The sequence below is a fragment of the Bradyrhizobium sp. CCBAU 21365 genome (assembly GCF_015291305.1).
Taxonomy (GTDB): Bacteria; Pseudomonadota; Alphaproteobacteria; order Rhizobiales; family Xanthobacteraceae; genus Bradyrhizobium; species Bradyrhizobium elkanii.
Genome location: NZ_CP030036.1, coordinates 6,309,031 through 6,321,637 on the forward strand (window position 1 = coordinate 6,309,031; position 12,607 = coordinate 6,321,637).

The 12,607-nt window shown below is 64.4% G+C and carries 13 protein-coding genes; 2 read left to right on the forward strand and 11 right to left on the reverse strand.

All coding sequences use genetic code 11. The features are described from left to right. Positions 1-90 precede the first annotated feature (90 nt). From XI02_RS29740 to XI02_RS29765, 6 genes are all read right to left on the reverse strand, one after another. Complete coding sequence (locus XI02_RS29740) at positions 91-1,209, reverse strand: cobalamin-independent methionine synthase II family protein (RefSeq protein ID WP_016840262.1); 1,119 nt, start codon at positions 1,207-1,209, stop codon at positions 91-93. Positions 1,210-1,240: 31 nt separating this feature from the next. Next, positions 1,241-1,957, reverse strand: a complete 717-nt coding sequence (locus tag XI02_RS29745) for an ABC transporter ATP-binding protein (RefSeq protein ID WP_172647646.1) — start codon at positions 1,955-1,957, stop codon at positions 1,241-1,243. Continuing rightward, positions 1,950-2,702, reverse strand: a complete 753-nt coding sequence (locus XI02_RS29750) for an ABC transporter ATP-binding protein (protein WP_172647645.1) — start codon at positions 2,700-2,702, stop codon at positions 1,950-1,952. Before XI02_RS29750 ends, XI02_RS29745 begins: the two co-directional genes overlap by 8 nt. Next, positions 2,699-3,730, reverse strand: coding sequence for a branched-chain amino acid ABC transporter permease (locus XI02_RS29755; RefSeq protein WP_172647644.1), 1,032 nt, complete (start codon positions 3,728-3,730; stop codon positions 2,699-2,701). Before XI02_RS29755 ends, XI02_RS29750 begins: the two co-directional genes overlap by 4 nt. Positions 3,731-3,737: 7 nt before the next feature. Then, positions 3,738-4,607, reverse strand: a complete 870-nt coding sequence (locus XI02_RS29760) for a branched-chain amino acid ABC transporter permease (RefSeq protein WP_172647643.1) — start codon at positions 4,605-4,607, stop codon at positions 3,738-3,740. A gap of 208 nt (positions 4,608-4,815) precedes the next feature. Beyond that, complete coding sequence (locus tag XI02_RS29765) at positions 4,816-5,997, reverse strand: ABC transporter substrate-binding protein (protein ID WP_172647642.1); 1,182 nt, start codon at positions 5,995-5,997, stop codon at positions 4,816-4,818. Between the two features lie 380 nt (positions 5,998-6,377). Between XI02_RS29765 and XI02_RS29770 the strand changes: the two genes are divergently transcribed. Continuing rightward, positions 6,378-6,656: a hypothetical protein gene (locus XI02_RS29770; protein WP_172649142.1), complete on the forward strand. Its 279-nt coding sequence runs from the start codon at positions 6,378-6,380 to the stop codon at positions 6,654-6,656. Between the two features lie 61 nt (positions 6,657-6,717). Here the strand turns inward: XI02_RS29770 and purU are convergent, their stop codons facing one another. Continuing rightward, complete coding sequence (gene purU / locus XI02_RS29775; protein ID WP_172647641.1) at positions 6,718-7,581, reverse strand: formyltetrahydrofolate deformylase; 864 nt, start codon at positions 7,579-7,581, stop codon at positions 6,718-6,720. A 135-nt stretch (positions 7,582-7,716) separates the two neighbouring features. Between purU and XI02_RS29780 the strand changes: the two genes are divergently transcribed. After that, positions 7,717-8,562 (forward strand): uroporphyrinogen-III synthase, encoded by an 846-nt coding sequence (locus XI02_RS29780; protein WP_172647640.1) that lies wholly within the window; start codon positions 7,717-7,719, stop codon positions 8,560-8,562. On the opposite strand, the gene XI02_RS29785 is transcribed toward XI02_RS29780, so the two are convergent. The 4 genes from XI02_RS29785 to XI02_RS29800 all read right to left on the reverse strand — a co-directional run bounded on the left by XI02_RS29785 (position 8,559) and on the right by XI02_RS29800 (position 12,494). Next, positions 8,559-9,536, reverse strand: coding sequence for a tripartite tricarboxylate transporter substrate binding protein (locus XI02_RS29785; RefSeq protein ID WP_172647639.1), 978 nt, complete (start codon positions 9,534-9,536; stop codon positions 8,559-8,561). The two genes, XI02_RS29780 and XI02_RS29785, sit on opposite strands and share 4 nt — an antisense overlap. Positions 9,537-9,653: 117 nt before the next feature. Then, the gene (locus tag XI02_RS29790) at positions 9,654-10,598 is read right to left on the reverse strand and encodes a GDP-L-fucose synthase (protein ID WP_276513730.1); all 945 of its coding nucleotides are present in this window, start codon (positions 10,596-10,598) and stop codon (positions 9,654-9,656) included. Further along, positions 10,579-11,679, reverse strand: a complete 1,101-nt coding sequence (gene gmd, locus XI02_RS29795) for a GDP-mannose 4,6-dehydratase (RefSeq protein WP_172647638.1) — start codon at positions 11,677-11,679, stop codon at positions 10,579-10,581. Before gmd ends, XI02_RS29790 begins: the two co-directional genes overlap by 20 nt. Before the next feature lie 140 nt (positions 11,680-11,819). Next, positions 11,820-12,494: a Crp/Fnr family transcriptional regulator gene (locus tag XI02_RS29800; protein WP_028343069.1), complete on the reverse strand. Its 675-nt coding sequence runs from the start codon at positions 12,492-12,494 to the stop codon at positions 11,820-11,822. Positions 12,495-12,607 lie beyond the last annotated feature (113 nt).

A 12,607-nucleotide genomic window follows, 5' to 3' on the forward strand; every position in this document is an offset into this window, starting at 1 on the left:
AGCGCGAACCTCAGGGGCGCAATTGCGCCCCGGGGGATCTCGAGATTCCGGGTTCGATGCCTCGCATCGCCCCGGAATGACATCAGCGCGTCACTTCCCCCACACCTCGTTCGCGACCTCGACCGCGAGCCGCAGCTTGGCCCACTGCTCTTCCTCGGAGAGAATGTTGCCTTCCTCGGTCGAGGCAAAGCCGCATTGCGGCGACACCGCGAGCTGCTCGATCGGGGCAAATTTGGATGCCTCCTCCAGCCGCCGCTTGATGTCGTCCTTCTTCTCGAGCTCGCCGAACTTCGAGGTGATGACGCCGACCACCACGACCTTGTTGCCCTTGGGCAGGAAGCGCAGCGGCTCGAAGCCGCCGGCGCGGTCGGAATCATATTCGAGGAAATAGCCGTCGTAATTGGTGCCGGCGAGCAGGGTCTCGGCGACCGGCTCGTAGCCGCCGGAGGAGATCCAGGTCGAACGGAAATTGCCGCGGCAGACATGGGTCGTGATCACCATGTCGGACGGACGGTCGGCGATCGCATAGTTGATGACCCGGGCGTAGATCTCCTGCAGGCCATCCGGATTGTCGCCGCGGTCGCGCGACTTCTGCAATTCCTCCTGCGAGCACAGATAGGCCCACACCGTGTCGTCGAATTGCAAATAGCGGCAACCGGCGTCGTAGAACGCCTTGACCGCCTTGCGGTAGGTCTTGCCGAGATCCTGATAGAATTCCTCGAGGTCCGGATAGACCTCCTTCGAAATCAGCTTGCGGCCGCCGCGGAAATGCAGCACCGCCGGCGAGGGGATCGTCATCTTCGGCGTGACATGCGCCTGGTCGGCGTATTTCTTCAGGAACCTGAAGTGATCGAGCATCGGGTGATGATCGGAGAAATCCAGCTTGCCAATCACCCTGATGGCATCGTGCCGGGTCTGCACGCCGGCGAACTGGATGCCCATGTCGGGATGGAACAGCTCGCAGCCGGTCAGATGGCTGAGGAAATCGAAATGCCACCAGGAGCGGCGGAACTCGCCGTCGGTCGCAAGCTTCAGGCCGACCGAGGCCTGCTTGTGCACGACCTTCTCGATCTCCATGTCCTCCACCTTGCGCAGTTCGTCGGCGGAAATCTCGCCCTTTTCCAATCTGGCGCGAGCCTCCTTGATCTTCGGCGGCCGCAACAGACTGCCGACCTCGTCGGCGCGGAACGGAGGCTTGGTTCGCTGCATGGTCAACTCCCGGACGTTTCTAATGTGCCGTCTAATGTGCCTTGGCCCCAGAGACGCCGAGGTGGCGCTCGAGGACGGAGGGATCGGCTTTCAGCGCGCTGCTTGCGGCGTCGTGCACGATCGTGCCGCGTTCCAATATCACAACGCGGTCGGCCAGCCCCAGAATCTTTTGCGCGTTCTGCTCGACGATGATTGAGCAGATGCCGCCTGAGCGCGTGATGGTTCCGATCGCCTTTAACAATTCCTCAACGATGATCGGCGCGAGGCCTTCGGTCGGCTCGTCGAGCAGCAGCACTTTCGGATTTAGCGTCAGCGCGCGGCCGATCGCCAGCATCTGCTGCTCGCCACCGGACAGCTGGTTGCCGAAATTGCGCCGCCGCTCCTGCAGCCGCGGAAACATCTCATAGACCCGCTCGACCGTCCACGGCCCGGACTGCGCCACCGCGGTCATGTTCTCTTCCACCGTCAGCGAGCGGAAAATGTTGCGCTCCTGCGGCACCCAGCCGATCCCGGCGCGGGCGCGCTGGTCGGGCCGCATCGCCGTGATGTCGCGGCCTGCGAGCGCGACGCTGCCGCCGAGGCGCCTGACGATGCCGACGATCGAATTGATCAGCGTGGTCTTGCCGGTGCCGTTGCGGCCGAGCAGCGCTAGCACCTGGCCCTCCGCAAGCGCCAGCGATATATCGGGCAGCACCACCGCCTCCCCATATCCGGCACGCAGGCCCTGGATGGAAAGAAGGTCAGGCATCGGCGGCCTCGCCGAGATAGACCGCCCTCACCTGCGGATCGCGCGCGACCTCGTCGGGCGCGCCCTCGGCGAGCAGGCCGCCATTGACCAGCACCGAGATGCGGTCGGCGAAGGAGAATACGAGGTCCATGTCGTGCTCGATCAGCAGCACCGTGACGTCGCGCGGCAATGCTGCGACCGCCGCCAGGATGTCGTGGCGCTCGCTCTCGGGCACGCCCGCGGCGGGCTCGTCGAGCAGCAGCACCCGCGGCTTGGCGGCGATCGCGACCGCGATCTCGAGCAGGCGCTGCTTGCCATAGGGCAAGGTCGAGGTGAGCTCCGTCATCACGTCGAGCAGATGGAAGCGCGACAGGATCTCGGCGATCTCGGTGTTGACGTCGCTCCGCGTCCCCATCCGCCGCCACCAGTCGCCGCCGTGGCCCATCCGTTCGGAGACTGCGAGCCCGATGGTTTCGAGCGGGGTCAGGTCGGGATAGAGCTGGTTGATCTGGAACGTGCGCGACAGCCCGCGCAGCACCCGCTTGTGGACGGACAGGCCGGTGATGTCGCTACCTTCGAGCAGGATTCGCCCGCTGTTCGGCGTCAGCACGCCGGTCAGCTGATTGATCACGGTGGTCTTGCCCGCGCCGTTCGGCCCGATCAGCGCATGGCGGGCCCCTTGCATCACCTTCAGCGAGAGATCGCGGGTGACGCGAAGGGCGCCGAAGGATTTTTCGAGGCGGCGGGTTTCCAGCGCGATCGTCATGACGCGTCGCTCTCCGGCACGGCAACGGCGGCCTTGCGGCAGGCGAACTGGCGGATGATCAGGTTGGGCACGAACAGCACCCAGCGATGGATGCGCGCGCGGCCGACCAGCACGATCACGACCAGCACGAGGCCGATCCAGAACAGCCAGTATTGCGGGGTGATGCTCTGAAACAGCTCCTGCAGCATCTTGAACACGACGGCCCCGATGAGGCCGCCGTAGAGATAGCCGGTGCCGCCGATCACGAGCACGAGCATCAGATCGGCGGAGCGCTCGAAGGAAAACACGTCGAGCGAGGCGAGCGCCGTGGTCTGGGTGAACAGCGCGCCTGCGATCCCTGCATAGAAGCCCGCGAGCGTATAGACCGCGATCAGGCGACGGTTGACCGGCACGCCGATGGCGGCCGCGCGCAGCGGATTGTTCTTGATCGCGCGCAGCGACAGGCCGAACGGCGAATGCACAATGCGTCGGGCGAGCAGGAATAGGATGAACAGCACGATCAGCGAGTAGAAGAACCCGGTCTTGCCGAACATGTCGAAGGTGAACAGACCGAGGATCGGCTGCATCTCGATCCCCTGCAGCCCGTCGGTGCCGCCGGTGATGTTCGAGAAGCGTTCGGCGAGCGCTTCAAGCAGCAGGGCGATGCCGAGCGTCACCATCAGCCGTGTCAGGTCGACGCCGCGGATGACGAGAAAGCTGGTCAGGAAACCGAGCAGCGCCGCGACCAGACCGGCGGCGACCAGCGCGATGACGGGCTCGTTGACGATGCCGTGCAGCGCCAGCAAGCCGGCCGAATAGGCGCCGACGCCGAAAAAGGCCGCGTGGCCGAGCGAAACGATGCCGGCGTAGCCGAGGATCAGGTCGAGCGACAGCGCGAACAAACCGAGCCGCACGATGTCGGTCATGATCAAATAGCGCGACGGGAACAGGAAGGCGCAGGCGAGCGCCAGCGCCCAGAACGCGACCTCGCTGACCCGCCAGCGGGCGCTGGCCATCGCGTGAGTGGAAACGTCGGATAGCGCCGTCATATCAGCCTCACCGTGGCGCGGTACGGCCGAACAGGCCGTTCGGACGCCAGAGCAGGATCACGATCATGACCGTGTAGATCACGAACGGACCGAGCTTGGGCACGTAATACTTGCCGGCGACATCGGCGATGCCGAGCAAAAGCGACGCCAGGAACGGTCCGGTGATCGAGGAGGAGCCGCCGACGGTGACGACGATCAGGAAGTAGATCATGAATTTGAGCGGGAAATACGGATCGAGCCCGAGGATCTCCGCGCTCAGCGCGCCGCCGAGGCCGGCGAGGCCGCAGCCGAACGCAAAGGTGAAGGCGAACACCTGCGGCACGTTGATGCCGAGCCCGATCGCGGCGCGCGGATCGTCGACCGCGGCGCGCAGCCGGCTGCCGAACCGGGTCTTGGCGAGGATCAGTTGCAGCGCCAGCGTGAGCAGGCCGCAGATCACCACGATCATCAGCCGGTAGCGGCCGATGCCGACGCCGAACAGGTCGATCTGGCCTTCCAGCGCCGCCGGCAGCTTGATGAAGACCCGCGAAGATCCCATGATGTAGTCGACCGCCGCGACCGACATGAACACCAGACCGATCGAGAACAGCACCTGGTCGAGATGGCTGCGGCTATAGAGATGGCGGTACAGCGTGCGCTCCAGCGCGATGCCGATCACGGCGCTGCCGACAAAGGCGAGCGGCAGGCCTGCGAAGAACGGCCAGCCGGAATTATTCACCAGCACGGCGCAGATATAGCCGCCGGCCATCGCGAAGGCGCCATGCGCGAGATTGACGAAATTCATCAGCCCGAGCGTCACCGCAAGCCCGCAGGCGAGCACGAACAGCAGCATGCCGTAGGCGACGCCGTCGAACAGGTTGGTGAGCATAGAGGCCATGGAGTCAGCTTAGCCGTGAGGACGCAACAAGAACAACAGCTCGAACGTCAAGGTCATCGTCATGGCCGGGCCTGTCCCGGCCATCCACGTCTTCTGCTCGCCGGGAAGAAAGACGTGGATGCCCGGCACACCTGCGCGAAGACGCGCTTCGCGCTTTTGGCCGGGCATGACGTGGTGAGGGCCGGGGCGCACGCCGCCGATGACGATGCTATTTCTTGGTCTTGCCGGAATCCTTGACGGCCTCGAAGGTCGCGAACTCGACATTGTAGAGCTCGCCGTCGACCTTCTCGACCTTGCGGATATAGATGTTCTGCACGATGTCACGGGTTTCCGGATCGATCGAGATCGGGCCGCGCGGGCTCTCCCACTTCATGCCCTTCATCGCCTCGATCAGTTTGTCGCCGTCGGTCGCACCATTGGTCTTCTTCAGCGCCTCATAGATCAGATGGATGCCGTCATAGCCGCTGACCGCCATGAAGCCCGGGCGGTTGCCGAACGCCTTCTTGTAGGCGACGACGAACTCCTTGTTCATTGCAGACGGATGCGCGGCCGAATAGAGATGCGCCGTCACCGCGCCGAGCGCGGCATCGCCCATATTGTTGAGCAGATCGTCGTCCATGACGTCGCCGGGTCCGATCACCCTGATGCCACTCTTGTCGAGCCCGCGCTCGGCATATTGCTTCATGAAGTTGCCGCCCTGCCCGGCCGGCACGAATACGAACATCGCGTCGGGCTTGGAATCCTTCATGCGCTGCAGGAACGGCGCGAAGTCCGGATTGGCGAGCGGGACCTTGACCTCTTCGACGATCTCGCCGCCGCCGGCGGTGAAGTGCTGCTTGAAGAAGGTCAGCGCATCGTTGCCGGGCGCATAGTCCGAGGTCAACGTCGCAACCTTCTTGATGCCGTTCTTCACCGCCCAGTCGCCGATGATGGTGGAGGACTGCGCCAGCGTGAAGCTGGTGCGCACGATATAGGGCGAGCGCTCGGTGATGATCGAAGTGCCTGCGGCCATCACGACTTCCGGAATCTTGGCCTGCGTCGCCAGCGGCGCCGCGGCGAGCGCCGCGGGCGTCACGCCGAAGCCGGCGATGAAATTGACCTTGTCGTTGACGATCAGCTCCTGCGCAAGCCGCTTGGTGTTGTCCGGCACCGCGGCGTCGTCCTTCAGGATGATCTCGATCTTCTTGCCGGCGACGGTGTCGCCCTTCTGCTGCAGGTAGAGCTTGATGGCGTTATCGATCTGCTTGCCGGTCGACGCCTGACCGCCGGTCATCGGCAGGATCAGCCCGATCTTGACGGCGTCGTCCGCCCACGCCGGCACACTGGCACACAACCCGGGAAGCACGGCCGAAGCGGCGCCCCACAGCAACATTTTGCGACGATTGAACATCGACGTCCCTCCCCCTTCCGTTCTTCTGCATCGAGCCTTGGTCCCCGGCTCTTGCCTTGTTTTAACTCACGCATGCACGGCCAAGCCGCAACGCGACAAGGCGTCTCCCCGTGCCCTCTGTCAATCGGACGATGGACGTGTGCCGCGCGCGACGCGATCGGGTCTGGCTGCAGAAGCAAGTATCAGGATACCAACATCGCTCCACAAGACTCAATGCCTCCCGCGAGAAGCGGTCTCGCGCATTCAAGGCCGCCATCGGCTCGATTCATTTGTACGATCGTACAAACGCAGCAACAATGTCAACAAACAAGCACAATTGCAGCCGAACGGTCGCGCCCGAGATCATCATCCATAAAGAACAGGGCTGTATCCTTCCTCCCATGCCAATCGTGACGCGCCCCATCGCTGTCCTGACTGCCCTCGCGCTCGCGGCCGGCGCGCTCGGGGGATGCAGCTCCATGAACCAGAAGCTATCCGCCGGCATGGCCGACACCATTCCAGCCTGGGCCGGCGGCCTGCCCGCGGATGCGCCGCCGCGGCCGGGCACCCCGGAATACGACAAGTTCATGCAGGATCGGGAACGCAAGCGGCTGACGCCCGCGGCCCAGCGCGGCGACGAAGCCAAGCCGGCAACGGCACCGCAGGACGCGGCCCACTGAGCGCACGGTCGGCCGGCCGCTGAACCCGCATCGCCTTATGCGGACCGAGCGAAGCCGCGGATCAGTCGACGAACACCACGGTCTTGCGTCCGTTGAGGATGACGCGATCGGCGAGATGGTAGCGGATCGCGCGCGCCAGCACCCGGCGCTCGATGTCGCGCCCCTTGCGCACGAGATCCTCAGGCGTATCGCGGTGGCTGATGCGCTCGACGTCCTGGTCGATGATCGGCCCCTCGTCGAGATCGCTGGTGACGTAATGCGCCGTGGCACCGATCAGCTTGACGCCGCGCTCATGCGCCTGATGGTAGGGCCTCGCGCCCTTGAAGCCCGGCAGGAAGGAATGATGGATGTTGATGCAGCGGCCCGACAGCCGCGCCGACATCTCGTCCGACAGGATCTGCATGTAGCGGGCCAGCACGACGAGATCGGTCCTGGTGTCCTGGGCCAGCTTCCACACCGCGTCTTCCTGCTGCCGCTTGGTCTCTTTCGTCACCGGCAGATGATGGAACGGGATATCGCCGAAATCGAGCGAGCCATAGGTCTCGCGCGGATGGTTGGAGACAACAGCGGTCGGGATCATCTCGAGCTCGCCGGTGCGCCAGCGGTAGAGGATGTCGACCAGGCAGTGATCGGACTTCGACACCAACAGCATCACCCGGCGGCGGCTGGCGCGATCGCGCATCTGCCATTCCATGCCGAACCGTTCGGCGATCGCGGCAAAGCCGGTCTGCAGCGCCGCGAGCTCGACCGCAAGGTCGGCAGCGGTGAACACCACGCGCATGAAGAACTTGCCGGTTTCGACGTCATCGAACTGCTGGGCGTCCAGGATGTTCTGGCCGTTATGGGCGAGAAACGTCGAGACCGCCGAGACGATCCCCGGACGGTCCGGACAGGACAGGGTCAAAACGAATTGATGGTCGGGCATGCCAATTGACCAAAGCTTGAGCAGATCGGTGGAACGGTCATTTTCGGCCCTCGTCTACACCGCAGGCGGCCTTGCGCCAATCCCGGCGCGGGGGTCAAATCGAACAAATGACGACAATGTTTATTAGGGACCATCATGGCTGAACGGCTGAACGGCTACCGCATCCTGATCCTCGAGACGCGCGAGGAGGCGCAGTTTTCCCGCCTGCTCGCCGAGCAGGGGGCCGACGTGCTGCAATGCCCGATGTTCACCATCCACGATGCGCCCGATGCGGCGCCGATCGAGGGCTGGATTCGCCGCGCCATCGAACGGCCGCTCGACGATCTCGTGCTGATGACCGGCGAAGGCCTGCGCCGGCTGATGAAGGTCGTGCGCCGGATCGGTGTCGAGCGGGAGTTTGTCGATAGCCTCGCCAAGGCGCGCAAACTCGCCCGCGGCCCAAAGCCCGGCCGGGCGCTGCGCGAGATCGGCCTGGAACCGCAGATAACCACCGAGAAGCCGACGTCGGAAGGCGTCGCCGAGATGCTGTCGAAGCTCGACCTGACCGGCCATCGGCTCGGCCTGCAGCTCTATCCGGACAAGGATCACGCCACCCTGATCGGCGCGATCAAGGCACAGGGCGCCGAGGTCGATACGGTGCTGCCCTATGTCTATGATGCGCAGGCTGCCGACGCCAACATCGTCACCGCGATCGAGGAGATGGCGCGGGGCCGCATCGACGCGATCGCGCTGACCAACCTCGGCCAGGTCCGCCGCCTCATCGAGGTGGCACGGGCGCGCGGTTGCGAGGAGACGTTACGCCAGGGCTTCGAGCGTACGCCGATCGCGTCCGTCGGACCGGCGGTATCGGACGAACTCAAGTCCCACGGCCTGCGCACCGACATCTATCCTGCCGAAGACGCCTTCTTCATGCGGCCGCTGATCTCGGCGATGGCAGCCGCGCTTTCAAAAAACCCGCCACGCGCGACGGCTCAAAGCTAGTCCACCTTGGCGCCGGCGAACTTGACCACCTTGCCCCACTTCTCGGTCTCATCGGCCACCAGTTTGCCGAAGTCGGCAGCCGAGCCCGGCAGCATGATCGCGCCTATCTCGGTAAACCGCGCCTTGGCCTTGGGATCGGCGAGGATTTCATTGACGGCCTTGTTGAGCCTGTCGACGATTTCAGGCGGCGTGTTCTTCGGCGCCGCAAGGCCGTACCAGGCGCTCGCCTCGTAGCCCGGCAGGAAGTCGGCGACCGGCGGCAGGTCCGGAAGCACGTCCGAACGGGTCGTGCTGGTGACCGCAAGTCCGCGCAGCTTGCCGGATTTGACGTGCTCGGCGCAGGTCGGAAGATTATCGAACATCACCTGCATCACCCCGGACAGCATATCGGTGAGCGCCGGCGCACCGCCCCGGTAAGGCACGTGCTGCATGTTGATGCCGGTCAGCATCTTGAACAGTTCGCCCGACATGTGGATCGTCGAACCGTTGCCCGACGACGCCATGTTGAGCTTGCCGGGATTGGCCTTTGCATAGGCGATCAATTCGGGAATTGACTTGATCGGCAGCGAGGGGTGCACCACCACGACGTTGGGAAAGCGAATGATGCCCGCGATCGGCTCCATCTCGCGCATGAAGTCGAAGGGGAGCTTCTGGTAGAGCGTCGCGTTGATCGCATTGGCCGGCGCGACCAGCAGCAGCGTGTAGCCGTCGGGTGCCGCGCGCAGCGCCTGCTCGGTGGCGATGTTGGTCCCGCCGCCCGGCCGGTTCTCGACAATGAAGGATTGCCCGAGCTTTTCCGACAGCCACTGCCCCATCAGGCGCGCCGTCAGGTCCGCCGAACCGCCGGGCGTATAGCCGATCACGAGGCGAACCGGCCGCGCCGGATAGGCCTCGGCAATCGCTTTTCCAAATGTGAGCGGAAGCGCAGCCGTAGCGGCTGCAAGTTGCAGGAACTGGCGGCGTAGAACCCTCATGATGTCTCCTCCGACGCACTGGCGGCTCTTGCGGCACGCTTGGCCACGCGCATCCTAGCCGCACGGCGTCGCCAAGCCGACAGATATTCTCAGTCGGAGGGCGGGAGGTTCACCGCGTCACTTCGTCTCGCGCAGATAGGCCTGGTACGCGAGGGCGATGCCATCCTCGAGCGAGGTGGTGGCGCGCCAGCCGAGCCTGGCCAGCCGGCCGACGTCGAGCAGCTTGCGCGGCGTGCCGTCCGGGCGCGACGTGTCGAACTTGATCTCGCCGCGATAGCCGACGGCGGCCGCGACGACGCGCGCGAACTCGGCAATGGTGATGTCCTCGCCGGTGCCGATATTGACTAGTTCGGACGAGGAATAGGTCTTCATCAGATGGATGCAGGCGTCGGCGAGATCGTCGACATAGAGGAATTCGCGGCGCGGCGTGCCGGTGCCCCACACCGCGACGTTGCCTGCGCCCGAAACCTTGGCCTCGTGGAAGCGGCGGATCAGCGCGGCGACGACGTGGCTGTATTCGGGGTGATAATTGTCGCCGGGACCGTAGAGATTGGTCGGCATCACGCTGATGAAATCGGCGCCGTACTGGCTGCGATAGGCCTCGGCCATCTTGATGCCGGCGATCTTGGCGATGGCATAGGGCTCGTTGGTCGGCTCCAGCTGGCCGGTCAACATCGAATCCTCGCGCAGCGGCTGCGGCGCCAGGCGCGGATAGATGCAGGACGAGCCGAAGAACATCAGCTTCTCGCATCCATTGGCATGGGCCGCCTCGATCACGTTGCTCGAGATCGCCAGATTGTCGTAGAGGAATTCCGCCCGCAGCGTGTTGTTGGCGACGATGCCGCCGACCTTGGCGGCAGCGAGGAACACGGCCTGCGGCCGCTTCGCGGCAAACCAGGCATTCACCGCGGTTTGGTCACGCAGATCGACCTCGCTGCGCGACACCGTCAGGAGATCGGCCTCCTCGCGCGCCAGCCGGCGCATCAGCGCCGAGCCGACCATGCCGCGATGGCCGGCAACGAAGACCGTCTTGCCCTTCAGCTCAAACGCCGTGCTTGCCATTGGCCGCGTCCTGCCTGGCCTCGACGAGATCGCTGGCGACCATTTCCTTCACCAGCTGCGCGAACGGCGTCTTCGGCGCCCAGCCGAGCTTGGCGCGCGCCTTGCTGGCGTCGCCGATCAGAAGATCGACCTCGGTCGGGCGGAAATAGGTCGGATCGATCTGCACCAGGGTGTTGCCGGACGCCTTGTCGATACCGACCTCCTCGACGCCCTTGCCGCGCCATTCGATGCTGCGGCCGACCTCGGCAAACGCCAGCTCGACGAACTCGCGGACCGACCGCGTCTCGCCGGTCGCGAGCACGAAGTCGCCGGGCTCGTCCACCTGCAGGATCCTGTGCATGCCCTCGACATAGTCGCGGGCGTGGCCCCAGTCGCGCTTGGCGTCGAGATTGCCGAGATAGAGCTTGTTCTCGAGGCCGACCTCGATGCGGGCGACGGCGCGTGTGATCTTGCGCGTCACGAAGGTCTCGCCGCGGATCGGGCTCTCATGGTTGAACAGGATGCCGTTGCTCGCGAACATGCCATAGGCCTCACGGTAGTTCACCGTGATCCAGTAGCCGTAGAGCTTGGCCACGCCATAGGGCGAACGCGGATAGAATGGCGTGGTCTCCTTCTGCGGCACCTCTTGCACGAGCCCGTAAAGCTCCGAGGTCGAGGCCTGGTAGAACCGCGTTTCCTTTTCCATGCCGAGGATGCGGATCGCCTCCAAGAGCCGCAGCACGCCGATCGCGTCGGCGTTGGCGGTGTATTCCGGGCTCTCGAAACTGACCTGGACGTGGCTCTGGGCGGCGAGATTGTAGATCTCGGTCGGCCGGATCTGCTGCACCAGGCGGATCAGATTGGTCGAATCCGTCATGTCGCCGTAGTGCATCAGGAACGGCACGTTGCCGGCATGCGGGTCCTGGTAGAGATGGTCGACGCGCGCGGTGTTGAACGAGGACGACCGGCGCTTGATCCCGTGCACGGTGTAGCCGAGACCGAGCAGATATTCGGCGAGATACGCGCCGTCCTGCCCGGTCACGCCGGTGATCAGCGCAACGCGCCGCTTTGAGTCCTGAGCCGCCGAATCCTTAACCGCCATGTCATCTCCAGAGAGCGCGAAAACCGCGCGATCCCGACGAGGCCGGTCTGTAGCATCCAGCCTGCCCCAAGTCTAATAGCTTAATCGTTTGAAATCAGGACTTTAGGACTGCGAAAACGGCTCAATGCGCCCGGAACCCGTCACTCGCCATAGTGGCGCAGCCGGTCGAGGTTCAGGATGGTCACCCCGCCATATTCGAGCCGCAACAGTCCTTCCCGCTCGAGCCGCTTCAGGCACTGGTTGGCATTCTGCCGGGAGATTCCCGACAGCGCCCCGATCTCCTCCTGGGTGATCTCGAGGTGCAGCGTCAGGTCGGGATAGAGAATCGGATTGAACAGCGAGGCGATCGAGCGCGCCAGTCGCGCCGTGGCGTCCAGCGTGCGGCCATATTCGAGCAGCGCGATGAACTGGCCGAGCCGCTCATTGAGCGAGCCGACCAGGAATCGGTTGAAGCCGACGCTGTTCTCGAACAGCCAGACGAAGGTCCGGCGATCCATCATCGCAAGGCGCGTGTCGCGCAGCGCGACCACATCGTAGCGCCGGGGCTCATTCTTGAGCACGGTCCCCTCGCCGAACCACGCGCCTGCGGTGAGGCCCGCGAAACTCGCCGCCTTGCCGCCGCGCGAGACGATGCCCATGCGCGCCAGCCCGGTGACGATGCCGGTCCAGTACTGGAAATTGTCGCCGCGCATGAAGATGAATTCGTTGGCGCGGTAGGATTTCTCGGAAATGCCGGCGCGTGCGATTTCGATTTCTTGCTCGCTCAGTTCGCGCGACCAGGCCGCGATGCGCCTCAGGTAATCAGCAGCAATCATTCTAGCGACGGCATCCCACCCCAAGATACTGCAACCATATTGCACCGCAGCAACGCCGTGCGCGAAGCCAGGGACCCGGGGCCTGGAATGCCAGCGAAAATTCCTGACCAAAT

Excerpts from the sequence above, each read along its gene's own strand:
- XI02_RS29760 (WP_172647643.1), bottom strand. The coding sequence starts at position 4,607 with ATGGCCTCTATGCTCACCAACCTGTTCGACGGCGTCGCCTACGGCATG.
- XI02_RS29800 (WP_028343069.1), bottom strand. The coding sequence starts at position 12,494 with ATGATTGCTGCTGATTACCTGAGGCGCATCGCGGCCTGGTCGCGCGAA.
- XI02_RS29785 (WP_172647639.1), bottom strand. The coding sequence starts at position 9,536 with ATGAGGGTTCTACGCCGCCAGTTCCTGCAACTTGCAGCCGCTACGGCT.
- XI02_RS29750 (WP_172647645.1), bottom strand. The coding sequence starts at position 2,702 with ATGACGATCGCGCTGGAAACCCGCCGCCTCGAAAAATCCTTCGGCGCC.
- purU (WP_172647641.1), bottom strand. The coding sequence starts at position 7,581 with ATGCCCGACCATCAATTCGTTTTGACCCTGTCCTGTCCGGACCGTCCG.
- XI02_RS29790 (WP_276513730.1), bottom strand. The coding sequence starts at position 10,598 with ATGGCAAGCACGGCGTTTGAGCTGAAGGGCAAGACGGTCTTCGTTGCC.
- XI02_RS29780 (WP_172647640.1), top strand. The coding sequence starts at position 7,717 with ATGGCTGAACGGCTGAACGGCTACCGCATCCTGATCCTCGAGACGCGC.
- gmd (WP_172647638.1), bottom strand. The coding sequence starts at position 11,679 with ATGGCGGTTAAGGATTCGGCGGCTCAGGACTCAAAGCGGCGCGTTGCG.
- XI02_RS29740 (WP_016840262.1), bottom strand. The coding sequence starts at position 1,209 with ATGCAGCGAACCAAGCCTCCGTTCCGCGCCGACGAGGTCGGCAGTCTG.
- XI02_RS29765 (WP_172647642.1), bottom strand. The coding sequence starts at position 5,997 with ATGTTCAATCGTCGCAAAATGTTGCTGTGGGGCGCCGCTTCGGCCGTG.
- XI02_RS29745 (WP_172647646.1), bottom strand. The coding sequence starts at position 1,957 with ATGCCTGACCTTCTTTCCATCCAGGGCCTGCGTGCCGGATATGGGGAG.
- XI02_RS29755 (WP_172647644.1), bottom strand. The coding sequence starts at position 3,730 with ATGACGGCGCTATCCGACGTTTCCACTCACGCGATGGCCAGCGCCCGC.
- XI02_RS29770 (WP_172649142.1), top strand. The coding sequence starts at position 6,378 with ATGCCAATCGTGACGCGCCCCATCGCTGTCCTGACTGCCCTCGCGCTC.